The following is a 22,369-nucleotide window of genomic DNA, read 5'->3' as shown; positions in this document are numbered from 1 at the left end:
CACCGCGGGTGCGTCGTGGCTGAGCGCGCAGTTCCCCGCGCCCCTTACGGGGCGCCTATCGCAGTGCTGCTGCCTCGCGGGCCAGGGACTCGATGCGGGTCCAGTCCTTCGCCGCGACCGCATCCGCGGGCAGCATCCAGCTGCCGCCCACGCAGCCGACGTTCTTCAGGGCGAGGTACGACGGAGCGGAGGCGAGGCCGATGCCGCCCGTCGGGCAGAAGCGGGCCTGCGGCAGCGGTCCGCCCAGCGACTTGAGGTAGGCGGTGCCGCCCGCGGCCTCCGCCGGGAAGAACTTCATCTCGTGCACGCCGCGCTCCAGCAGCGCCACGACCTCGGACGTCGTCGAGACGCCCGGCAGGAACGGCACCCCGGACGCCTTCATGGCGGCCAGCAGCGTGTCCGTCCACCCCGGGCTCACCAGGAAGCGGGCCCCGGCGTCGACGGACTCCGCGACGCCCTGGGGCGAGATGACCGTGCCCGCGCCGACCACCGCGTCCGGCACCTCCGCCGCGATGGCCCGGATCGCGTCGAGCGCGGCGGGCGTCCGCAGGGTCACCTCGATCGCGGGCAGTCCGCCCGCGACCAGCGCGCGGGCCAGCGGTACGGCGTCGGCGACGTCCTCCACGACGACTACGGGGACGACGGGGGCGAGATCGAGCACGGAGGCGGAGGGGGAAGTCATGGGTGCATCCTGCCCCGGTGTACGCAGCATGCGCAAAGGGCGTTGCGCATGCTGCAACCGGCGGTTTCGCGGGCCGCGGGATCAGTGGATCTCGCGCACCACCACGTCGAGCGCCCACGCCTTGCCCGCCTTGGCGGGGGCCTGCGCCTCCACCACGTGCCCGAGGTCCCGCAGCGCCTCCACCAGCTCGGCCGGGTTCTTCGGCTGGGCACCCGTCTCCAGCAAGGACCGCACGATCCGCCCCTTGGTCGCCTTGTTGAAGTGCGAGACGACGGACCGCTTCTCGACCCCGTCGACCAGCTGCGCGTGCAGCACCCGTACCGTCGCCGTGCGGTCCGCGACCTCGCCCTTCGGCTTCCACGCGGCGGTGTACGCCGACGAACGCAGGTCGAGGACGAGTCCGTCACCGGCGGCCTCGGGCATGGCCGAGGCCATCGGAGTGCGCCAGTAGGCGCCGAGCGCGCCGAGGCCCGGCAGCTTCACGCCCATCGAGCAGCGGTAGGAGGGGATGCGGTCGGTGACGCCGACGGCGCCCCACAGGCCGGAGAAGACGAGGAGCGAGCGGGCCGCGCGGCGCTTGGCGGCGGCGTCCAGGGTGGCGAGGTCGAGGGCGTCGTACAGGACACCGGTGTAGATCTCACCCGCCGGGCGCGCGCCCGCCGTACGGAGCTCGGTGTTCTTCGCGACCTCACCGCGCAGCCCCTCGCTGAGCCCGAGGACGTCACGGGCCTTCTCCTCGTCCGCCACGCAGAGCTCGACCAACTCGTCGAGCACGGCCTGCCGCGCGTCCGCGAGGGCCGGCAGGGAGAGCGACTCCGGCTTCAGGGGAGCGCCGCGGCCGGAGGATGCCTTGCCTTCGGAGGGCGGCAGCAGGACGAGCATGGGTCTCCTTCGGAGGGTGACGAGAGGGGATGCGGCCCCGCGCCAGGGTAATCGCCTCGGGCTCCCCCGCGTCGCCGCAAGACCCCGGCGGAGCGGGCGACCGGCTGCCGCCCCGCCATGCCGCCCCGCCCCACCCCGCCTACGCTCGACCCATGCCCCGTCGCCATCTCCGTGTGACCACCGCAGCCGAAGCTCCCTTGCGGAGCGCGCTGCGTGAGCTGCGTGTGAGGTTGGATGTTCCCGAGGGGTTTTCCGGGGACGTCCTCGCCGATGCCCAGCGCGCCGTCGCCGCTCCGCGGCTTCCCGCGTACGACGCGACCGACATCCCCCTCTTCACCATCGACCCGCCCACCTCCGTCGACCTCGACCAGGCGATGTACCTGTCCCGGCGGGACGGCGGCGGATTCCGGGTGCGGTACGCCATCGCCGACGTCGCCGCGTACGTCACACCGGGCGCGCCCCTCGACACGGAGGCCCACCGGCGCGTCACCACCCTCTACTTCCCCGACGAGAAGGTGCCGCTGCACCCCACCGTCCTGAGCGAGGGCGCGGCCAGTCTGCTGCCGGGACAGGACTGCCCCGCCGTCCTGTGGACCATCGACCTCGACGCGGAGGGGCGCGCCGTCTCCACCGACGTGCGCCGTGCCCTCGTACGCAGCCGCGCGAAGCTCGACTACGCAGGCGTGCAGCAGGCCATCGACGGCGGCACCGCCGAGGAGGCCCTCGCGCTGCTCGCCGACATCGGGCGGCTGCGTGAGCGGCTTGAGGTCGAGCGGGGCGGCATCTCCCTCAACGTGCCCGAGCAGGAGATCGTCGAGCGGGACGGCGCGTACGAACTCGTGTATCGCGCGCCGCTGCCCGCCGACGGGTGGAACGCCCAGATCTCCCTCCTCACCGGCATGGCCGCCGCCGAGCTGATGATCCAGTCCGGTGCGGGAATCCTGCGGACCCTGCCCACCGCCCCCGACGGCGCCGTCGGCCGGCTCCGGCGCACCGCGAAGGCCCTGGACGTCGACTGGCCGCACCACGTCCCGTACGCCGAGCTCGTCCGCTCCCTCGACCCGCGCCGGCCCCACCACGCCGCGTTCCTCCAGGAGTGCACCACGCTCCTGCGCGGCGCCGGCTACACCGCGTTCAGCGGCGGCCAGGTCCCCGAGCTCACCACGCACGCCGCCGTCGCCGCCCCCTACGCCCACTGCACCGCCCCGCTCCGCCGCCTCGTCGACCGCTACGCCGCCGAGCTGTGCCTGGCGGCGGCGGCCGGGGACGAGCCGCCCCAGTGGGTGCTCGACGCGCTGCCCGAGCTGCCCAAGGAGATGGCGGACGGCACGCGGCGCGGCAACACCGTGGAGCGCGAGTGCGTGGACATCGTCGAGGCGGCGCTGCTCAAGGACCGGGTCGGCGAGCTCTTCGACGCGGTGGTCGTGGACGTCCAGGAGCGTGAACCGGACGTGGGGACCGTGCAGTTGACCACCCCCGCGATCGTCGCCCGCGTCGAGGGCGGCACCGGCGGTCTCCCGCTGGGGGAGCGGCTGCGGGTGCGGCTCACGCAGGCCGAGCCAGGGACGGCGAAGGTCCGGTTCGCGCCTGCCTGAGGGCGCTCAGCAGCCGCTCCGGCTCGTCCACGTGCAGCCGCACCGTCGTCACCGGGCGCCGCTTGCCGAGGAAACCGACCGCCGTGACGGGCTCCGACAGCTCCAGGGTGAGGGAGGTCTGCGCGCCGACGGGCAGGTCGAGCACCCCGTCGGCGGCCTCGTGCGTGAAGCGCCGCTCACCGCGGACGGCGGCGATCCGCTCCAGTGGTATCAGCAGATCCCGGTGGGCGCCCTGACGTACGCGGAGCGAGTCTTGGGTCAGGACGTGCGGCCGGGTCACGGAGGCGGCCTGGATGCCCAGCATCAGGACGACGGAGTAGACGTCCACGACGAGCACCACCGCATGGACCGCGGGCCAGCTCCGCAGCAGTACGGCCATCCCGATGGTCTCCACGACGCAGACGAAGACGAAGCCGTAGAGCATCGCGGCCTGATCGCGGGCGTGCCCGAACGCCAGGTCCCCCTCCCGCACGCCGTGCCGCCGCCGGCCCACCCACAGCACGAGACTGCCGAGCACCCGCAGCTCGTGCCCGACGATCCTGCGCACCGGCTCCGGCACGACGTCCCTGACCGCCGCGCGCCCGCCCCGCCGGTACACCACGGCGAGCGCCACACCCTCGACGGCCAGCATGAGGGCGGCGACGGCCTCCACGCCGATGAGTACGTCCGTGGGGAGCGAGGCCCCCGCCGCCAGACAGACGACAAGGACGAGTTCGACGGGTACGACCACCCAGGCGAGCCCCCGCACCAGCGCCCTCACCCGCAGCGTCTCCACTCGCAGCCCCTTCACTGTTCGCCCCGCTCCATGAGCAGCCGCATCCCGCGGCGCACGGCCTCCGCCTGCGCGGGCGCGAAGTCGGCGAAGAAGGCCTCCAGGAAGCGGTCCTGGCCACGGCCGATCCCGTCGGCCACCCGCACGCCCTCCGTGCCCAGCTCAGCGAGGAGGGAGTCGGGCAACGCGTCGGCGAGCGCCCGCGCCGCCTTGTCCACGGCGGCCTCCGTAAGCGGGTCGCCGAGGCCGGCGACATCGGGGCCCGCGAGCGCGTCGAGCAGCGCGTACACCTCGTGCGCGCGCTCCACCGCTTCGGGAGACGTCAGCGCCGGGCTCATCGCGGCCAGGAGCCTGTCCCGGTCCTCCTGCGGCGCGGTCGTGTCGATCAGGGCGAGCAGCTCCCGGTCCTTCGCGGCCATCGCGGACTCGGGCCCCTCGCGCCCCGCGGTGGAGCGGGCCATCTCGGCGAAGAACGCGCCCAGTTCGGGGGAGACGGGCCCCTCGGCGGACAGCACCCCGCGCTCCGCGTCCCCCAGCAGGACCCGCAGCCGCTCCCGCCGCTCATGGATCGCGGCCTCCTGCCGGGCGAGGTCCGCGTCCAGCTCCGCGAGCACCTCGGCGAGCTCGCGCCCCGCGTCGTCCGCGAGCACGTCCCGCACCTCGGCGAGGCCGAGCCCCAGCTCGGTCAGCCGCCGGATCCGCGCGAGCACGACGGCGTGCCGCAGCCCGTACTCCCGGTAGCCATTGGCCCGCCGCTCGGGCTCGGGCAGCAGCCCGAGGTGGTGATAGTGCCTGATGGCCCGCGTGGTGACGCCGACGATGCCGGCCAGCTCCCCGATCCGCATCCCGCCCCGCCCACCCCGCCCGTTCGGCCCGCTCATCCCGTTCATGAGCCCAGTAGAAACGTTGACGCTGCGACAAGGTCAAGCGAAGCCGACCCGGGACCCGCCGGGCGGGCGAAGCCTGACGGCGGCCCGGGAACGTGTGCCACGGTCGACGGAACAACTCCTGATCTCTTGGACGGCGGATCAAGCGATGTCCCAGTCTGGCGAGCGACCGAGGAAGGGGCGTGACATGACTGCCATGGCACACGAGCCGCTCACGCAGGCAGAGGTCCTCCTGGAAGGCTTCCTCGCGCTGGACACCCCGGAGGGTTACCGGGCGGAGCTGATCGAGGGGGAGATCGTCGTGACGCCGCCGCCGGACGGGGACCACGAGGACTGCATCGGCCTGGTCGTGGAGCAGGTGATCAGGCGTTCCCAGACCGATATGCAGTTCTCCGGGAACAAGGCCTGAAGCCGAAGAGCGGGGGCGCCTGCCCGAAGAACCACGCCGTCCCGGACGGCACATTCGCCCCAAGGGAGCTGCGGCTCTTCCGCGGCGCCGACCCCTGGATGCCCCGTGAAGGCGTCGCCCTGGTCGTCGAGGTCACCTCCACCAAGCCGCAGGCGGACCGCGAGGCCAAGCGCCGCTGCTACGCCCGCGGCGGCATCCCGCTCTACTTGCTCATCGACCGTGAGGGCTCCTCGGTGACGCTGTTCAGAGACCCGGAAGGGGGTGACTACCGCCAGCACTGCACGCTCCCCTTCGGCAAGGCGGTGGCCCTGCCCGAACCGTTCGGCTTCGAGCTGGAGACCGCGGAGTTCGACTGAGGGCCGTCGGCCGGGCAGTTCGTCGACGCCCCCGCGTGGCAACGCCCTCCCGCGCGGCATAGAAGAGTGGCGCGCGGGCGTTGCACCCCTGAGAGCGGTGGCGAGGGGGAGCGGCATGGACGGTGGGACAGTGCACGGCGGCCATCCGTACACGGCGGCGCACGGCGGCCATACGCACGCGGCACCGCACGGCGGCCACACGCACACGGCTTCGTCCGGCGGCAGCCGGGAGCACGCGGTCTGGACCCGTGCCCGGCTCGAACCGTGCGCGCCGCCCCTCGATCTCCTCACCGCCCGCTTCGACCAGCACCGATACGCCCCGCACTACCACGAGGAGTTCACCGTCGGCGTCTGCGTCGGCGGCTCCGAGGTCATCGACTACCGGGGCGGACGCCTCGACGTGGGGCCCGGAAGCATCGTCGTACTCGCCCCCGGCGAAGTGCACACCGGCGGCCCCGGCCGTCAGGGCGGATACGCCTACCGTGCGATGTACCCGGCGCCCCACCTCCTCGCCGAGGGCACCCTGACCGCACCGCACTTCGGCGACCCCGTCCTGCACGACCCCGAACTGGCCGCGGCCCTGCGCACCGCGCACACCGAACTCAGCGGCAGCCCTGGCCCGTCGGACCCGCTGGAGGCCGAGTCACGCCTCTCCTGGCTGCTCACCGCCCTCGCCCGCAGACACGGCACCGCCCGGCTCCTGTGCGACACCGTGCCCGGCGCCGACCGCATCGCCCGCGCCGTACGCGACCGCCTCGCGGACGAACTCCTCGCCCCGCCCTCCCTCGCCGAACTGGCCGCCCCCCTGGGCCTGTCCCGCTACCAACTCCTGCGCGCCTTCCGTACGTCGACGGGGATGCCGCCCTACGCCTGGCTCGCCCAGCATCGCGTGACCCGGGCCCGCGCGCTCCTCGAAGCGGGGCTGCGGCCCGCGCAGGCGGCGTCCCTGGTGGGCTTCGCCGACCAGGCGCACCTGACGCGCTGGTTCCGCCGGGTCCTCGGGGTGACCCCGGCGGCGTACCGCACCAGCGTTCGAGGCAGCCGCAACAGCGTTCAAGACGGCGGGCGCCCAGCGGCCTGAAACTGCCCGCATGACTGCACGCGGCTGGTTCCTCTTCTCCCTCATGGGCGTCCTCTGGGGCATCCCGTACCTGATGATCAAAGTGGCGGTCGAAGACCTCTCGCCCTCGATGGTGGTCTTCACCCGCTGCGCGCTCGGCGCCGCACTGCTGCTGCCGTTCGCCCTGCGGCAAGGGGGACTGACCCGCGTCCTGCGCACCCACTGGAAACCGATGCTGGCCTTCGCCTGCATCGAGATCCTGGGCCCCTGGTGGACCCTGACGGACGCCGAGCGCCGCCTCTCCAGCTCCACGGCAGGCCTGCTGATCGCCGCCGTACCGATCATCGGCGCCCTCCTGGCCCGCTTCTTCGGCGACACGGAGCGCCTCGGCGCGCGCCGCCTCACGGGCCTGGGGCTCGGCCTCGGCGGCGTGGCCGTCCTCACGGTCCCGCACCTCACGGGCGGCGACGCCTGGTCCCTGACGGAGGTCCTGCTCACGGCGCTCGGCTACGCGATCGCCCCCCTGATAGTGGCCCGCCACCTCAGGTCGGTCCCCACGCTCCAACTCATCGCCCCCTGCCTGGCCTTGGCGGCGCTGGTCTACGCCGTGCCGGCCGCGATGACCTGGCCTTCCACCGTCCCGGACGCCCGGACGCTGGCGTCCCTCGCGGGCCTCGGCGTCATCTGCACGGCCCTGGCCTTCGTCGTCTTCCTGGAACTGATCCGGGAGGCGGGCCCGACCCGCGCGGTCGTCTTCACCTACGTGAACCCGGCGGTGGCGGTGGCGGCGGGCGTCACGTTCCTCTCCGAGCCCTTCACGGCGGGCATCGCGGCGGCCTTCACCCTCATCCTGGCGGGCTCGTTCCTGGCGACGGCGGGATCCTCGGGCCGGGAGCCGGGGTCGCGGCGGGTAGCATGGTCGACACGGCAGACGAGCCGGGCGGACGGCCGCGTGAAGCTTCCCTCACCAGGGGCTCTTCCCGAGGAACGTCCGGGCTCCACAGGGCAAGGTGGTGGCTAACGGCCACCCGGGGTGACCCGCGGGACAGTGCCACAGAAAACAGACCGCCGGAGGCTTCGGCCCCCGGTAAGGGTGAAACGGTGGTGTAAGAGACCACCAGCGCCTGAGGTGACTCAGGCGGCTAGGTAAACCCCACCTGGAGCAAGGTCAAAAGGAGCCACTTCGGTGGCTCTGCGCGGACGACCGAGGGCTGCCCGCCCGAGTCCGCGGGTAGACCGCACGAGGCCCGCAGCAATGCGGGTCCTAGATGGATGGCCGTCTCCCCGGCCGCCGCGAGGCGACCGGGCGACAGAACCCGGCGTACAGCCCGACTCGTCTGCCGCTCTTCATTCCGCAGGTCAGATGCCATGTTTACTCATTGACAATTTGGCCGGGTCGAATCTGGGTCGAATCCGGGCCGTGTGGGTGGGCGACGACGCGTAGATATACGGCTCGTATCGTCCATCCTGTCCTGTGGATAAGGGGTGTACTGGGCATATAGGGCACCTGTTGGGTGCAGGATGTGGCCTCAAGTCAGTGGCTGGCGAGTTGGGGCGCTTGGAACGTCTCCGAAAGTATCGTCCGGCGTGTCTCCCTGTTGGCGGGACTGGGTGCAGGTCATTCCGTCCGCTGTGACTCGCTGGTGGATCCGCTTTCGGGGGGTGCTTGCTTCACGCGTTGCGCTGCGTCGAGGTTTACCTCGATCGTCAGGTTCTCTCGGTTGTCGTTGATCCTTGCGGCGAGTGCCTGGATGGAGGTGGCGTCGAACCGGTATCGCGGTGGCCAGTCGAGTATGGGATTGGCCGGTGGCCAAATCGGCACGGCAGAACCGTGGAAGTCCTCTAGGGGGGCGAGGTCTCCCTCGTGGAAGGGGATGAGCACTTGGAACACGACCTTGACCACCGAGAAGGTGACGCACAGGCCGAGGAAGTCGTCACTTGAATCGTTCCCTGGCATGTAGATGGGGCGCGACACCACAGTCAGCGGGTTCACGTCGTGGTACGCGGCGATCCAGACCCGCATCCCGTGATGCGGTTGGCGGAAGATCTCCAGGCTCTGCCCGGCCCCGTGAGGAACGATGTTGCTGCCTATCGCATCGAAGAGGATGGCCATCTTGGCGGCCCACAGGGCGAGTCGGCCTTGGGCATGCTCGTCCAGCGATCTCACGTGGAAGAACATCGGGACGAGGATGTCCTTGACGTCGTTCTCCAGCGTTGACATCCATGTGTTGTTGCAATGCTGGCAGACAGGTGTTGTCGGCCAGTTGATACGCCGCCGATGGGGATCCGAGCTCCGCACGCCGTGGCGCTTCATCTCGCGCACGAGCCACTTGGGGTAGATGTCCTCGTCGGTAGTCTGGGCGTGTGGGTCCGGGCAGAAGGGGCATCGGCCTGGTGGAGGGGCCATCCAGTTCGTGTGGCCCCGGCCTTCGAGATTCGTGTCGACATCCATCGTGGTCAGGATGTCGGCCAGTTGGGCTCTGCCCGCGCGGAGGAGTTGGACAGCCGTTCCGAGGCAAGCGCGGTGAGCTGCCCCCAACATATAGAGCGGTTCGTCGTTCGGTGGTGGAAGGGGATCCGAGAACATGCGTCCTACGTCGACGCGTGTTCCGATCAACCAGCTCCCAGAGCGCGTGCCGCCGATCTCCACCCATGAGTCGCGAGCGCGCTTGACGAGCTCGCCGCAACCAGCGAGGCAGTCCAGCCTCCGCCAGTCCCAACTCCATGAACTCCATGCAGTCGCCATGGCTAAGCGTGACAGGGGCTGAACCGATCTGTCCCGAAGATTTCTGCAGACATCATTTGCTCGCCGCCGAATCCGAAAGCGGCAGAGATTCAGTGCCGGCCAGCAGCGGTATGGGGCAGTTGACACCTGTCGGCAGTCGGGCGTGGTGCCAAGGCCGCGACCTGCGGCGAGATAAGTGGCAGGGATGAGTCACGCCCAGAATTGCTCGGACCTGCCCCACTTGCTGGCGCTTGGTAGTGATCGGGTCTTGACGCCGCTCAGTGGGTGAAGAGGTTGTCCAAGCCCGAAGTCGGCCTGACCATGGAGTCATGGACTATCGTCCCCTCCTCGCTCAGCACGCTGTCCAGCTCACCCACGACGTGCCGCGGTGGGACGATGCCGCACAGATCGCCGGGCTCGACCCATACGTGTGCAAGGCCTCGTACGTCTGCGGTGTCATGCGCGAGTTCATGCAGGCCTCTGGGCTCAACTTCGAGCACAACTACCACCTCGGGTCGCTCTTCCTCGCCCTCGATGCCACCGAATTGCTCGGCCGGATTGTCAGCGGTAAGCGCGGAACGGACGGGAGCACCGAAGTCCTTCGGACGGGTGTGAGGTATCTGGAGGGGCATGCTGATCCGCAAGCCGCTCGGCACAGTTGATGTCCCTGGCCGCGTCGAGCTGACCTGCTCAAACGGGTTCAACCTTGAGTGGGAAGTTGGCGGTGGCGCGACGCCGGGCTTCGCCAACCGAAACCAGGTTCCCCTGATGCTTCGTCGCCCCATGGGCGATATGACCCTGCCTGGGGTCCCCCGGAACGTCGATGGCGGTTGGTCGAACGGAGCCGTTTTCGGGAACTCCGATGTTCCCTTGAGTCGAATCCTCGTTCATTGGTTCAACCTGCCCAACTGGCATGGACCATTGGGGCTGGTAGAGGAGACACCTCGCGGCAAACATGAATGGTCGGGCCGATGGTTGCTCGAAGCCAATGGATGGAAGATCACGCTCGACGTTCGTCCCGACCACCGGCAGGTCTGGCAGCGACCCGTGCACCGCGTACCGGCTGACTCGCGCCCGTCACGGTCGAGTCTTGGTTCGCCAGGTGGCCGAGCCGGTCCAGGGCTTCCTCCCAGGTAGCGAACGACTCTCTGTGCTCTTTCTTGAGGTGATCGACGTAGCGAGCTTGCCAGCGGAGCCCTCGTCCGTGGTCCGCTGACGGGTAAAGGGGGCGGTTCCTGGTCCCGCACTTACAGGGAGTGTCACCTCGGTGGGGTTTTGGATATGACTTGTGCCATCGATCGAATGGCAACACAGGTCTGGCCATGTGTTCTCGTTCATTGCTCGCGAGCTAGTGCCCTGCTGTCGCACCCTGTCTGGCCGTTTACGTCGGGCGAGGCGTGTGGGCGAGTGGCGCCGCAGCCGCACGATCATTCACGTGTGCTCACGTGCAGGATTTCCAGTCTGAAGCCCGATTATGCACAGCTGTTCATGGTCTGGGGGAAGTTGCGCGGGTGGTGTCGCTGTGTGCCACCACGCGAACCGTCACCAGATCCCCGACTCCTGTCCCTCGGTATGCAGATTCGACGCTTCAGGGAAGGCCGGGGATACACCTTGGAAGAGCTCGCAGAGCGCAGCGGGTTGAGTTTCCGCGGACTCATCTATATCGAGCATGGGCAGCGCAGCCCCAGCGTGCTCACGCTTTTGGACATCGCTGCTGGACTCGATGTAGAGCCGGGGGAACTCGTCAACCACATCCCCCGGGAGGAATCCGGCAAGCCCGGGTCTCAGTAGTCCGGGGGCAATCGAACGTCCTCGAATTCTTTCTGGGGTGTGGTGAGCTCGTAGGGGCTGTTGGGCGTCGCGATTCCTCCAGAAGATCCACGCAGGCGGTGCGCGTGAACCCGCCGAGGCGCCCAATCCGCACCCTGTCGCCTGGCCGGGCGCAGGTGCCTTCCTGCTGTTGTGTCGGCCATGGAGGCTCATCATCCCCATCTGATGGCGCGCAGCGATGACGGTCCAGCCCTGCTGCCGGAGTTGGGTATCTGGCGTGTCCATTTCCAGCCTTGGGGGTGGATTCTCCCAACGAGACACAAGTGTTGTGATGAATCGTATGATGCGTCAGAGCCGCGTACGGGTGGGGCACTTGATGCGGTTGCAACCGCCTGCGCCATCCGGGGCTCGGGCCGCATTGCTCGGGGGACGTCGTTGTACCTTGCCTGGCTGTACGCGGAGAACTTCCGGATCTTCGGCTCGTCCCCGCAGAAGAGCGGCGACACGGACGCCAGTCTGAGCCTGGAGTTCGGTCCCGCCACGAACGTCCTCGTCGGCGAGAATGACAGCGGCAAGACGGCCATCATTGACGCGATCCGCCTGTGCCTGCTGACCACAGCGGCTGACTTCTACCGGATCACGCGTGACGACTTCCACGTCGGACAGGACGGCCGAGCAGGGACCTTCAAGATCACCTGCGGTTTCAAGGACCTGACGACGGAAGAACAAGGGGTCTTCCTGGAGCTGCTCACCACCGACGACGACGGCAACGTCGCCCTCTATGTCACCGTCAAAGCGGAGCTGATGGAGCCGCTGCCTCCCCACAGGGTCTCGGTCACCACGCGCACCGGACGCGACGGGCAGGGACCCGCTCTGGACGGTGCCGCACGTGAACTGCTGAAGGCCACCTACCTGCGCCCGTTGCGGGATGCCGAGGCCGAACTGCGCTCCGGCCGGGGATCGCGGCTCTCGCAGATCCTCGCCGGCTACCCGGCCATGCGCGTACAAGGTGACGACGATTTCGACGAGGAGAGCGACAGCGCCACCACCCTGGTCGGCATCCTGCGCCGCGCGGAACGCCACATCGGTGACAACGAGGCGGTGGCCGCGGCCCGCTACGACATCAACACCGGCTACCTGCAGAAGTTCTCCATCGGCTCCGACGTCCTGCGCGCCGAGATCGGCGTCGCCGGCGACGCCACTCTTGCCCGCGCCCTGGAACGGCTGGAACTCACCCTGTTCGCGGGCGCGGGGGAGTGGACCAGACACGGACTGGGCTACAACAACGCCCTGTTCATGGCAGCCGAACTGCTCCTGCTCGGCAACAGCGCCTTCGCACCCCTGCTGTTGATCGAGGAACCCGAAGCCCACCTCCACCCGCAACTTCAGACCCGCATCATGGACCTGCTGCGCGAACGCGCCGAGGCCGCCAGGACAGCCGGGACGCCGCCGGTCCAGGTCATCCTCACCACCCACAGCCCGAACCTGGCCTCGGCCATCCCGGTGGAACACCTCACCCTCGTCGCCCGCGGGGCAGCCTTTCGCCTGGCACCGGGACTGACCTGTCTCGACGAGGGCGACTACGCCTTCCTCACCCGCTTCCTCGACGTGACCAAGGCCAACCTGTTCTTCGCCCGCAGCGTCGCCATCGTCGAAGGCGACGCCGAAGCCATCGTTTTGCCCGCCCTCGCACAGGCTGTCGGCCGATCCTTCAGCGAATGCGGCGTCAGCGTCGTCAATGTCGGCGGCGTCGGTCTCTTCCGCTACAGCCGGATCTTCCAGCGCGAGGGTGAGCAGATACCGGTTGCGGTGGCCTGCATCCGGGACCGGGACTTGGTGCCCGCTGGCACTTCGGAGGAGATGCGCAAGCAGCTGAAGTGCTCGGCGGAGATGACCGGGCAGCAGATCGCCGATCACGTCGCAGCGCTGAAGGAAAAGGACAGCGGTCACGTGCGCACCTTCGTCTCCGACCACTGGACGTTGGAGTACGACCTGGCCGCGGCCTCCTGGACCATGGCGACCCTCATGCACCAGGCCGTCCGCGCTGCTGTCGCCTCCAAGACCACCTGGCCCACTGCGGACAGGCTCGCCGACCTGGACCGCTTGGCGCAGGAGGAGGTCAAGAAGTGGCGAGAGAGCAACGTCCCCCTGGAGAAGGCGGCCTTGGACATTTATGAGCCGCTGCGGATGGGCCGGGGCAACAAGCCGATCGCTGCCCAACACGCGGCCCGCCTCCTGCAGACCACCTCGGTGACCGATGGCGATCTGCCGTCCTACCTCGTGGCCGCCTTCACATATCTGTGCAGCGAGGTCTGAGCGATGACGCCCCTCTATGCCCCCAACGTCTTCATCAAGGACAGGGTCGAGGCACTCGCCCAGCGACTCGGACTCGAACTGCCGCACCAGGAGCAGTGGGACTTCATCCAGAGCGCGGAATCTCTGGACCTGCAAGCAGCTCCCGGCTCGGGCAAGACCAGCCTGATCGGGCTCAAGCTCGCGCTCCTGAGCCAGGGATGGACCTCGCCCACGCGCGGCATCTGCGTCCTGTCCCACACCAACACGGCCAAGGACGAGATCACCAACCGCCTCACCGCCACACCGGCGGGACGCCGTCTCCTGCAGTACCCGCACTTCATCGGCACGATCCAGGCCTTCACCAACACCTTCTTGGCCCTGCCGGCCCTGCGGTCCCGGGGCATTGAAGTCCAGACTGTCGACGACCAGGCCTACGCGGACGAAGCCCTCCGGCTACTCGAACGCCAGCCCCGGTTCCGGAAACTCAACACCGCGCTCGGGCATCGCACGAACGGCTCCGGACTCGTCGCCGAGGCCCGCTACGTGTGCGACGCCGGAGAGCTGATCGCGACAGGACCTGGCGGCACACCTCCCTTCAAAGCGTCCAGTGACAGTGGCCAACAATTCGCCGCTCTCAAAGAGATGCTCACGGAGCGAGGCGTCTTCCGCTACCACGACATGTTCGCCCTGGCTGAGCACTACCTCTTTCATCACCCACAGCTCGCTCCGGCTGTCGCCCACCGCTTTCCTTTCGTCCTCCTGGACGAAATGCAGGACACCAGCGACCTCCAGCAACGCCTGCTCGACAAGGTCTTCGGCCCGCCGGGCACGGTCGTCCAGCGTGTGGGTGACGTCAACCAGCGCATCTTCGCCGACGGACCGGATGCCTCACAGCCCTCGTCGTTCCCCCTGCCTCACGCCGCCCAACTCCCCGTCAGCCGCCGATTCGGCAGCAAGATCGCAGCACTCGCCAGCGACCTCACGGTCCACCGCCGCCAGCACATCGACGGCGCCGGCCACGACGGGACCGTCGCCCTGCTGCTCTTCGACGACGACACCGTCGCCGAGGTCGTACCGGCCTTCGAACGGATGGCAGCGATCACGGTCCCCCGCCAACTGCTGCTGGACAACCCGCCCCGCGTCCTGGGCGCCCGCCTCATCCAGGGAAGCGCCAAGGCCTTTCCGCAATCCCTCTCCTGCTACGTACCCGGCTTCACCGCCACGCCGGTCCAGAAAACCGGCAGTTTCATCACGACGGCACGTACCGCCCAGGCGCTTCGGCAATCCGGCGACAACCACGCAGCCGTCACGCTCCTGTGGAACGCCATCCGTGACGTGGCCCGGCTCGCCAGTGCCGGCGGCCTGCCCCCGCTGAGACGACTGGACCGAGACCTGGCCACCGCCGGAGGCCGGGCACGTCTGCTCCTGCACGACCTGCTGACGAACCCACTCGACAGTCAGGTCGAATGGGCAGTCCTCACCGCCCGGCTTCTGCGGCTGCTGCCCGACCTGACCCAGAGCCCCTTGAAGGGCGTCGCCCGTCTCACCGACCCCCTTGCCCACATCCCGTACGTCGCCCAGCCAGCGCCCGTGCCCGAGGCCGCGGCTGATGCGGAACAGGGAGTGGTGGCGTCGGTTGCGGGATCGATCCAGAGCGCCAAAGGCGAAACCCACGCGGCCACGCTCATCCTCGAATGCCTGGAACGCAGCGGCAAGAAGTACGACGTACACGAGGTCCTCGGACTCCTGAGCCAGCAACAGGACGCCTCCCAGGCCCTGGTCACAATTCAGCGTGCGGCGCAGCTCGTCTTCGTCGGCGCCACCCGCCCCACTCACCTGCTCGCCTTCGCGGCGCACCGTAAAAGGGCCGCGCCGTACGTCGAGGCGATGACAACTCGCGGCTGGACTGTTCACGGCATTTGAGCCTCAAGACGATGCCCACCTAGTGATTCGGCAGATTCAGGGGAGCCCTCGGGACACGAGTGTCGTCGGGTACTTCTGGGCGGCGCCGGTGGTCAGGGCATTGGTCGGAAACCGGAGCGTGCAGCTCACCGGAAGCACCCTAGGTCTTTCCAGCATTGTGACGAACCCTGCGGACGTGCCAACCCAACCCAGCGGGTCCTGGCCTGCCAGGCATCAGCCACGTGAGCGGCTGCTCGTTCCGCAGCAGTGCTTGAACTTGCGTCCACTGCGCATCATGCACGGGCAGGGGCTGTTTCTGCGGGGCCGTACGACGGTAAGGGGCACCGTGGCGCCCACCGCTTGACCCAGGGCCATGGCACGAAGGAGGTAGGAGGGGTCATCGGCTGTCATTCCCTGAAGGTTCCTGCCCAGCATGACGATCAACGACCCCTCCAGTGCCTTCTCGTACCAGTGCGGGTAGAAGTTGAGTGGCATAGGTGGCAGAAGCGGGCCGTGAGGGCCGGTGATTGAGAGCTTGTTGTCTTCGAGACGTGCCTCGACACTGCCACCGCGTGCGGCTGGAATGTCACGGAAGTCGAGCGTTTGGCCGTCCTTCAGCCTGAGCATGCTCTGCAGGCTGGCGAAGCCTGCATCGAGGTAGTTCTTGAGAACGAGGTCCTCGATGGTGCTGCTGTCGTTGAGTGAGCCCCATCCGCCATAGCAGTCGGCGATGATCCCTGTTTTGTCCTGCCCGAACAGTATGCACTCGACTTCGACGCTCTCTCCCGGTTGTTCGGGCGCGGGACCGTTCAGCTGGATCACCCTGGAGAGGACGCAGTGAGGGTGTGCCAGCCGCAACAGGACGTGGTCCACCTGCGGGTGGTGCAGGAAGAGGAGTTCGGCTTCTCCGGTCTCGTCGATCAAGAGACTGCAGGCTGCACAGGTCTGTCGCGAGTTTCCGAGGCGAATGATGAGCGGCTTGAGGTTGACGCCGGTCAGTGCCTCCAGCACGGAGTCGGAGATATTGATCCTTCTCATGCCGGCGAGAGCGTTCGAGCTACCAGCCTTGGCGCTGGAACTGACGACGGAGTCTTGAACAGCTCGGTGTACACGAGTTCGGAGGGCTTCCAGGACACGGTTGTCGATGCGCTGACCCTTACCCAGCAGCTCCCGGAAAGTGGGTACACCGGCGTCTGGTGTTACCTCGTAGTGCAGCACGCCCAGGTGGAGCAGAGCCTCGCCTGCCTCTGACCAATTGCCGAGGTCGTGGTGGAGAGCGAAAGCTTGGCGCGCATGCGCGCGGGAGTTGTCGATGTCGCCGAGCTCGCGGTAAGCGCGCGCTAGGTTGAGTAGACAGGTGGCGCGCATCGGTTCGTCGTCGAGCTGCTCGCTGAGAGACAAGGCCGTAAGGAAATGGGTGGCCGCGTTCTTGTAGTCAGCTGAGCTGGCGTAGTGGACCCCCATGTTGGAATGAAGGGCAGCCTGAGCCGATCGCATCCCCAACTGCTCGGCCAGCGGGATGAGCTCGGTCATTGCCGCGACAGCAGCCTTATCGTCGCCTTTGCGGAGTCGACACACCGCAGCTTGGCTTCGGGCGGCGAGAAGAACGTGAAGATCCCTTCGCTCTCCCGCGAGCTCGGCGGCCTTGTCGTACTGGTCGAGTGCCTCGGACCATTCTTCGTTCCGGGCGTGCACGTTGCCAAGCGCCATCCTGCAGTGAAGGACCCCTGAGGTGTCGCCAGCGCGTTCGCTCTGATCGAGTGCCCTAGTGATCGTGGACATGGCTTCTGTGTGGAGGCCCCGGCGTGAGTAGAGGATGGCTAGCGCGCGGGATGCCCGGGCCGTGGTGGCAGGGGAGACGTGGTCGGACACCACAGAGAGGACTGATTCCAGGATCTTGGCACCCTCCTTCCATCGGCCCGCGACGACGAGCGCCTCCCCCAGAGCTGCTCTGATCTGGGCTAGTGCTTGCTGTTCCTCGGTGGCCTCCAGGTGGCGAGCTGCTTCGCTCAGGTGGCTGACGGCTGCGCCGATCTGACCGAGGTGCCAGAGGTATTCGGCCCTCTTCTGCAGAGCCTGGGCCAGCACGCCGGGGTTCCCTACGTGCCGAGCCATGTCCAGTGCGTCCGTGAAGTACGTCTCCGCTTCGTCGAGTTGCCCGATGCCTCCGTGGTAAGAGCCCAGGTAGACCAGCGAGCGCGCCGCGTGTTCGTAGTCCCCGATCTGGTAGGCGAGGTTGGCGCATTCTCCGAGGAACTCAGCAGCCTGGTGGATGTCTGCGCGATCTGCTGCTTGATCGCCCAGCCGGAAGAGCACCCTCACTTGGCCTTGAATGTCGCCTGTGTCCCGGTAGATAGCCAAAGCAGCATCCAGAGGCTGCAGTGGGGCCGAGTTTGGTCGCTCCTCAAGGGGAGTTTCTGCGAGTTCCATCAATGCCTTGGCTTCCCATTCTCGGCTCCCCACAGCACGCGCTCGTTCGATGTCTCGGCAGGCTTCCTGGGCGGCCTCAGCCATACGGCCGGTTCGCCGCAGCAGCGTTGTGATCGCCATGCGGTTGGATAAGTCGGCATCACTGCCCGCCGAGGACATGTTCTTGCTGTTACGGAGATACTCCTCGGCCCGACGGACCTGACCAATGGCCATGTACGCCTGGCCAAGGGTGCCCAGGGCATGGGCCAGAACATGGCGATCGCCGATGACCCGCCAGAAGCGCAGGCCATGGTGTAGGAACGGGATGGCATCCCGGGCGCGTCCGAGGTTGATGAGCAGCGTGCCCAGTGCCAGTTGTGCCAGGAACATCTGGTGCGGATCGCCGGCTTCGTGAGCAGTCTCGGCGCTGCGCTGCAGCAGGTCGGTGGCACGCTGGCTGTCACCGAGATGGCTGACGACTGTGGCCAGGTTGTGCTGAGCCGCTGCCGTCCAGCCCGGCTTGTCGGCGAGGGTACCAGCTTCTAGTACGCACTCGTAGACGCGTTCCAGATCGGTCCAGTGGCTCCCCTGCCAGAGAGAGTCCGTGAGATGCGAAGCGAGGAGAAGCAGCGGCTCCCACATCTCATGCTTCCGGGCTATCTCGGCCATGGCGACAGCTCCTGGACGGTCCGCGTTCAGGGCACGCAAGGCGCCTGCGTTGCTCTGCGCAGGAACTATCGCTTCCTTGTCCATGAAGCCGATCGACTCCGTCGATGACTGCGTCCGCGCGGCCAGTATGAGACATACATGGCGGATAATGGTTTTGCGGCGTTCCAATAAAGTGGAGGCGGACTTCAGCCGGGCGAAGCGATGCAGGATCTCATGGAGGACGTACCGGTCCTCGTCGATCTGCTCGATGAGGCTGAGTTCGAACAGCGAGTCCAGCAGGTCCGTTACAGCGTCGGTATGGTCGTCATCGAGCTGCTCCAGTGAGGCAGCCATGGCAGCAGCGATGACATCCGTAGTCACGGACATGTGAGGCAGGGCGCCGAGCGTGGTGAAGAGTTCTGCCTGGTCGGGATTTAACGCCTCGAAGCTTCGCTCGAGCACGGGCTCTAAGGCGGTCTGCCCGGCTTTGAGGGCCCGGACGCCACGATCAGGGCTGGTGATGTCGTCAAGGAAGCGGTCGACGCTGATCTTGGGCCGACGTGCCAAGTGTGCGGCTGCGACATGCAGGGCAAGTGGATGGCCAGCGCATGCTTCTGCCAGGGAGGACACCTGCTCGTCGGTGAGACGGGTGAGGCCAACGACCTCTCGTATCAGCTCCTCGCTGTGCCGTGTGGGCAACGGTTCGAGCTCGATGACGTGCACTAGCCCTGCGAGCCCACTCAGCTTTGCGCGACTCGTGCACACAAGGCCGAAGGGCCCTTCCATGCGCAGGACTTCGAGGAGCGCTTCTTCCGAGACGGCGTCGTCAACGAGCAGCAGCACCCTGCTGTGGGACAGCGTCCTGCGCAGCAAAGCCAGTTGATGTACACGTCCTTCAGGAAGCGGGTCACCGTCGGGACGGAGAGTGTGCAAGAGGGCCGGCACCAGATCAGCCGGGTTCCCGTCACTAGCCGACAGGGCGAGATCGATTTGGAACTGGCCGTCCGGGTAGGCGCCTGCGACGAGCTTCGCCAACCGCAGGGCTACAGCGCTCTTGCCGATACCTGGCGGTCCCGTCACCACGACCGCTGACATGCCAACCACACCCGGCTCTTCCAAAAGCCTGCAGCCTTCGGCGACCTCGGCCTCGCGCCCAACCAAAGGGCGGACCTCTCTAGGGAGCCTGGAGACTTCCTGAGCCCCGTCTTGTGACGGGACGAACCTGCCACCAGCACTTCCTGGCAGGACAGGAGTGGCGCCGGCGAAGGGCACTGGGAAGACTTGGTCGCAGGTCAGGTGCAGGTTGTAGGCCTGAATGCCCAACTCTCCGTGGTGTCTGAAGGACACCGTGTCGGGATGCGGCTGGGCGTCCGGTTCGCGGTTCTCCGACTGGGATTGCGCGCCTGCAGGCTCAGTCGGCTTTGCTGGCGGCACGGTGGGCTCCATGTCGTGCTGCCCCTCTCACTAGGTGATGTGTGCTTCGCCGCGCATCACGGCGAACGCCACCCTTGTGCAGGAGTGGACACGGAATGGTCCAGCGTTGGACGGTATGGGCGTGCTGTGAGTCACATGGCGGGCGTCGTATCCACACGGCTCTTGCAACCGAGGAGCTCCTTGCCGCACGCGACCGTCCGCAGGCGGTGCAGGTCTGTGATGACCAGGCGCCGACGACCGAGCATGAGGATGCCGGCGGACTGGAGCTCGCCCAGGGCCGAAAGTACTGATGAGCGGCGCATCGCCGCCATGGTGGCCAGCTCTGTGCGCGGCATGCCTAGTTCCACGAGTAGACCTGCGGTCCCCTGGGGACGGCCGATTTCGTCAGCGAGGAGGCTCACCACTCTGGCCACACGCGCTGTGGAGGGCAGGTTTACCAGGTCTGCTCGCAAGCGTTCGTGACTGTTCAGCCGTTCCACAGTCAGTTGGTAGATGACCGTCTCTAGACGATGGCGCTCCACGTAGCCCCGGAAGGCATGAGCGGCCAGAACGACTGTGGTACAGCGGCGCGCCGCTGTGACGGTGGCTGAGCGCGGACGATTAAGTAAGGCGCCCATTTCTCCGAGGACTTCACCCGGCCCACGGAGCATTAATGTCAGGTGGTCTCCGCCTTCATTGCTCTGCGCGACCTTCACGAGGCCGTCGACCAATGCGATCACGCAGTCGGGCGACTCGCCCTGAGCGAGGAGCACAGAATTGTATGGGTACGTTTGCGGGCGACCGCGGTCGATCAAGTCACGCCATACGTCGGTGGATACCAGGGAGCGGAAGTTCGTCACGATGCCCTCCGGTGTCATCCGACGACTGTCGCGAGGCCGAAGGCGGCACAACCAGCGGCCGCCAACAGTAGCGACCACTGCACCCGGCGGTGCTTGTTCCAGGCGATCTCACTCATCACCACCACCTGCCGGGATAGCGACGGCAACGGGTCCTTATCCCGAAGCGCTGCTTCCAGGACTGCCGGATCCAAGTGCCGAACATGCCCGAAATACAGGAAGTCGTCGTCGTTCTCCGGCCCGCGTCGCTCCTTGCGGAGGTTGGGTGAGATCGCCCAAGTTGCAAAGCTCACTCCAGCCACCATGAGCAGTACACCGATCCACAACAACAACTGCGGCACCGTCGAGTCGAAATCACCAGCAGATCGTTTGGAGGTCGCCAGCAGCCCAAGAACGGCCAAGGCCGTGGACTGCATCGTCAGGGCAAATGATGCCTTTGAGTCTGCCTTGGCCGTCCAATCCGCAACAGCTGCCTGAATCCGCCACGCTGTCTCCGTCGGCTCAACCGCCATCAAGCCGTCCCCCTAGCTGTTATCCAGGCGTTCGCTCGCCGGTCCCGGGCTGAAGTCTGGTCACGGTAACTAGGCGGAAAACCTACTTATGGCATTTTGGCCGAGAACGGACTCTCCGGAGTGCCTTGTGTTGAGGCCCCAGCGACATCGCCTGCCAGGACGACACACCCGCCATGTGATCCAGCGCACGCTCGTACCGTCCAATCCTGGACCATCTCGGCCCTGCTGCTCCACGAAGGTCGTGTTCGCCGCGATTCGCGGCACCGCACCCGACGAGAGGAGCGGCACATGTTGCCGTCATGGGAACCGTTGTGGCCCTATCGGGCCGTACTGGCTGTGGACGCCCGCAACTTCAGCGCGCTGGACAGCAAGGGCATGCAGCAAGTGAACGCCGACATCCTGCCGTTGCTGTCTGAGGCGCTCAGTGCCAGCAACGTGAGCGCTCAGTGGCAGCTGCGGGTGTTCGGCCAGCATGCCGGAGACAGCTACGTCGCCGGCATGGATCCGGAGGTGTTGCCCGCACTGGTGGGTTGCTTCCCCGGTGCCTTGAGGCAGGCTCTGGGGCGTCGACGCGCGGATAGCCCCGCCAGTACGCCCCTGCAGCTCAGGGTCAGCATTCACGTCGGCCCGCTGCCGCACACCGGACTGGGCGTACCGATGGTGCACACCCACCGGCTCCTGGACGACGACGCACTGCGCACCCTGCTGAACCGCGCGAACCCGGAGATCACCAACACCGCAGTGATCATTTCGCAACGCGTCTACGAGGACGTTTTCGAGAGCGGCTGCGTCAACGGCGATGTCCTGCCCGACCAGTTCATGCGGCACCTGGTGAAGGTGAAGAAGTTCCAGCAGCCGGCCTATGTCCACATCCCCGGCTTCGACTGGCGGCTCGCGGACCCGGACATCTTCGAACCCCTCGACACCACGGATGCGGCTGCGGAGCAGCCGGTCCCTGCACCTGGAGTAGTAGCTCAGGCCGTTCCCTCGGCTCCGGGCGCGGTGAGCTTCAACCACTCCGGCAAGCACGGGATCCAGGCATACAACCACTACGGCGCTGGACGGGGGCAGCGATGATCGACCACGAGCAGGACCAGCAAGACCGTACAGGCTCCACCACACCCTCAGCGGAACCCACAGCACCGAATGAGCCCGCAGGTCACCCTCCACTATCGCAAGGCGGCGAGCCAAACGG

The 22,369-nt window shown here is 67.4% G+C and carries 15 protein-coding genes, 1 other RNA gene and 2 pseudogenes; 10 read left to right on the top strand and 8 right to left on the bottom strand.

Annotation, left to right across the window (positions count from 1 at the left end):
* Positions 1–55: 55 nt before the first annotated feature.
* Together eda and yaaA are read right to left on the bottom strand one after the other, a co-directional pair.
* Positions 56–682 (bottom strand): bifunctional 4-hydroxy-2-oxoglutarate aldolase/2-dehydro-3-deoxy-phosphogluconate aldolase, encoded by a 627-nt coding sequence (gene eda, locus ACIGXX_RS11825; RefSeq protein ID WP_399974934.1) that lies wholly within the window; start codon positions 680–682, stop codon positions 56–58.
* An 81-nt stretch (positions 683–763) separates the two neighbouring features.
* On the bottom strand, positions 764–1,564 hold the full coding sequence (gene yaaA / locus ACIGXX_RS11820; RefSeq protein WP_351159833.1) for a peroxide stress protein YaaA: 801 nt from the start codon (positions 1,562–1,564) through the stop codon (positions 764–766).
* 152 nt (positions 1,565–1,716) lie between these two features.
* Between yaaA and ACIGXX_RS11815 the strand changes: the two genes are divergently transcribed.
* Positions 1,717–3,159, top strand: a complete 1,443-nt coding sequence (locus ACIGXX_RS11815) for an RNB domain-containing ribonuclease (protein WP_399974930.1) — start codon at positions 1,717–1,719, stop codon at positions 3,157–3,159.
* Here ACIGXX_RS11815 and ACIGXX_RS11810 read toward each other — a convergent pair.
* Positions 3,110–3,949, bottom strand: a complete 840-nt coding sequence (locus tag ACIGXX_RS11810) for a hypothetical protein (RefSeq protein ID WP_399974927.1) — start codon at positions 3,947–3,949, stop codon at positions 3,110–3,112. The two genes, ACIGXX_RS11815 and ACIGXX_RS11810, sit on opposite strands and share 50 nt — an antisense overlap.
* Positions 3,946–4,776, bottom strand: coding sequence for a MerR family transcriptional regulator (locus ACIGXX_RS11805; protein WP_399975213.1), 831 nt, complete (start codon positions 4,774–4,776; stop codon positions 3,946–3,948). The genes ACIGXX_RS11810 and ACIGXX_RS11805 overlap by 4 nt, the downstream gene beginning before the upstream one ends.
* Before the next feature lie 238 nt (positions 4,777–5,014).
* Between ACIGXX_RS11805 and ACIGXX_RS11800 the strand changes: the two are divergent.
* The 4 genes and pseudogenes from ACIGXX_RS11800 to rnpB all read left to right on the top strand — a co-directional run bounded on the left by ACIGXX_RS11800 (position 5,015) and on the right by rnpB (position 7,983).
* Positions 5,015–5,583, top strand: a pseudogene (locus ACIGXX_RS11800) (Uma2 family endonuclease).
* A gap of 115 nt (positions 5,584–5,698) precedes the next feature.
* A complete protein-coding gene (locus ACIGXX_RS11795; RefSeq protein WP_399974924.1) occupies positions 5,699–6,664 on the top strand; it encodes an AraC family transcriptional regulator in 966 nt (321 codons plus the stop codon).
* A gap of 10 nt (positions 6,665–6,674) precedes the next feature.
* Positions 6,675–7,454: pseudogene (locus ACIGXX_RS11790) on the top strand (DMT family transporter); the annotation flags it as partial.
* Between the two features lie 121 nt (positions 7,455–7,575).
* Positions 7,576–7,983, top strand: an RNA gene (rnpB, locus tag ACIGXX_RS11785) — RNase P RNA component class A.
* A 278-nt stretch (positions 7,984–8,261) separates the two neighbouring features.
* Here rnpB and ACIGXX_RS11780 read toward each other — a convergent pair.
* Positions 8,262–9,095, bottom strand: coding sequence for a hypothetical protein (locus ACIGXX_RS11780; RefSeq protein WP_399974921.1), 834 nt, complete (start codon positions 9,093–9,095; stop codon positions 8,262–8,264).
* A 602-nt stretch (positions 9,096–9,697) separates the two neighbouring features.
* On the opposite strand from ACIGXX_RS11780, the gene ACIGXX_RS11775 reads away from it, so the two are divergent.
* The 4 genes from ACIGXX_RS11775 (at position 9,698) to ACIGXX_RS11760 (ending at position 15,356) form a co-directional block, all read left to right on the top strand.
* Positions 9,698–10,030: a hypothetical protein gene (locus tag ACIGXX_RS11775; protein WP_399974918.1), complete on the top strand. Its 333-nt coding sequence runs from the start codon at positions 9,698–9,700 to the stop codon at positions 10,028–10,030.
* 619 nt (positions 10,031–10,649) lie between these two features.
* Complete coding sequence (locus ACIGXX_RS11770; RefSeq protein WP_399974915.1) at positions 10,650–11,159, top strand: helix-turn-helix domain-containing protein; 510 nt, start codon at positions 10,650–10,652, stop codon at positions 11,157–11,159.
* 180 nt (positions 11,160–11,339) lie between these two features.
* The gene (locus ACIGXX_RS11765) at positions 11,340–13,454 is read left to right on the top strand and encodes an ATP-dependent nuclease (RefSeq protein WP_399975211.1); all 2,115 of its coding nucleotides are present in this window, start codon (positions 11,340–11,342) and stop codon (positions 13,452–13,454) included.
* A gap of 3 nt (positions 13,455–13,457) precedes the next feature.
* Positions 13,458–15,356, top strand: a complete 1,899-nt coding sequence (locus ACIGXX_RS11760) for a UvrD-helicase domain-containing protein (RefSeq protein ID WP_399974912.1) — start codon at positions 13,458–13,460, stop codon at positions 15,354–15,356.
* 213 nt (positions 15,357–15,569) lie between these two features.
* Here ACIGXX_RS11760 and ACIGXX_RS11755 read toward each other — a convergent pair whose 3' ends face one another.
* The 3 genes from ACIGXX_RS11755 to ACIGXX_RS11745 form a co-directional block, all read right to left on the bottom strand.
* The gene (locus ACIGXX_RS11755) at positions 15,570–19,838 is read right to left on the bottom strand and encodes a tetratricopeptide repeat protein (protein WP_399974909.1); all 4,269 of its coding nucleotides are present in this window, start codon (positions 19,836–19,838) and stop codon (positions 15,570–15,572) included.
* 119 nt (positions 19,839–19,957) lie between these two features.
* Positions 19,958–20,683, bottom strand: coding sequence for a Crp/Fnr family transcriptional regulator (locus ACIGXX_RS11750; RefSeq protein ID WP_399974906.1), 726 nt, complete (start codon positions 20,681–20,683; stop codon positions 19,958–19,960).
* On the bottom strand, positions 20,680–21,174 hold the full coding sequence (locus ACIGXX_RS11745; RefSeq protein ID WP_399974903.1) for a Pycsar system effector family protein: 495 nt from the start codon (positions 21,172–21,174) through the stop codon (positions 20,680–20,682). Before ACIGXX_RS11745 ends, ACIGXX_RS11750 begins: the two co-directional genes overlap by 4 nt.
* 288 nt (positions 21,175–21,462) lie before the next feature.
* On the opposite strand from ACIGXX_RS11745, the gene ACIGXX_RS11740 reads away from it, so the two are divergent.
* Positions 21,463–22,251: a hypothetical protein gene (locus ACIGXX_RS11740; protein WP_399974900.1), complete on the top strand. Its 789-nt coding sequence runs from the start codon at positions 21,463–21,465 to the stop codon at positions 22,249–22,251.
* Positions 22,252–22,369 lie beyond the last annotated feature (118 nt).

The sequence above is a fragment of the Streptomyces sp. NPDC055243 genome, assembly GCF_044544025.1.
GTDB lineage: Bacteria > Actinomycetota > Actinomycetes > Streptomycetales > Streptomycetaceae > Streptomyces.
Note: the sequence above shows the minus strand (reverse complement) of the source record. Positions and strands in the feature narration are given on the sequence as shown.

What these genes read in the sequence shown, in the direction of transcription:
- eda (WP_399974934.1), bottom strand. Translation starts at nt 682, where the DNA reads ATGACTTCCCCCTCCGCCTCCGTGCTCGATCTCGCCCCCGTCGTCCCC.
- yaaA (WP_351159833.1), bottom strand. Translation starts at nt 1,564, where the DNA reads ATGCTCGTCCTGCTGCCGCCCTCCGAAGGCAAGGCATCCTCCGGCCGC.
- ACIGXX_RS11815 (WP_399974930.1), top strand. Translation starts at nt 1,717, where the DNA reads ATGCCCCGTCGCCATCTCCGTGTGACCACCGCAGCCGAAGCTCCCTTG.
- ACIGXX_RS11805 (WP_399975213.1), bottom strand. Translation starts at nt 4,776, where the DNA reads ATGCGGATCGGGGAGCTGGCCGGCATCGTCGGCGTCACCACGCGGGCC.
- ACIGXX_RS11795 (WP_399974924.1), top strand. Translation starts at nt 5,699, where the DNA reads ATGGACGGTGGGACAGTGCACGGCGGCCATCCGTACACGGCGGCGCAC.
- ACIGXX_RS11780 (WP_399974921.1), bottom strand. Translation starts at nt 9,095, where the DNA reads ATGGATGTCGACACGAATCTCGAAGGCCGGGGCCACACGAACTGGATG.
- ACIGXX_RS11775 (WP_399974918.1), top strand. Translation starts at nt 9,698, where the DNA reads ATGGACTATCGTCCCCTCCTCGCTCAGCACGCTGTCCAGCTCACCCAC.
- ACIGXX_RS11770 (WP_399974915.1), top strand. Translation starts at nt 10,650, where the DNA reads ATGACTTGTGCCATCGATCGAATGGCAACACAGGTCTGGCCATGTGTT.
- ACIGXX_RS11765 (WP_399975211.1), top strand. Translation starts at nt 11,340, where the DNA reads ATGGAGGCTCATCATCCCCATCTGATGGCGCGCAGCGATGACGGTCCA.
- ACIGXX_RS11760 (WP_399974912.1), top strand. Translation starts at nt 13,458, where the DNA reads ATGACGCCCCTCTATGCCCCCAACGTCTTCATCAAGGACAGGGTCGAG.
- ACIGXX_RS11755 (WP_399974909.1), bottom strand. Translation starts at nt 19,838, where the DNA reads ATGGAGCCCACCGTGCCGCCAGCAAAGCCGACTGAGCCTGCAGGCGCG.
- ACIGXX_RS11750 (WP_399974906.1), bottom strand. Translation starts at nt 20,683, where the DNA reads ATGACACCGGAGGGCATCGTGACGAACTTCCGCTCCCTGGTATCCACC.
- ACIGXX_RS11745 (WP_399974903.1), bottom strand. Translation starts at nt 21,174, where the DNA reads ATGGCGGTTGAGCCGACGGAGACAGCGTGGCGGATTCAGGCAGCTGTT.
- ACIGXX_RS11740 (WP_399974900.1), top strand. Translation starts at nt 21,463, where the DNA reads ATGTTGCCGTCATGGGAACCGTTGTGGCCCTATCGGGCCGTACTGGCT.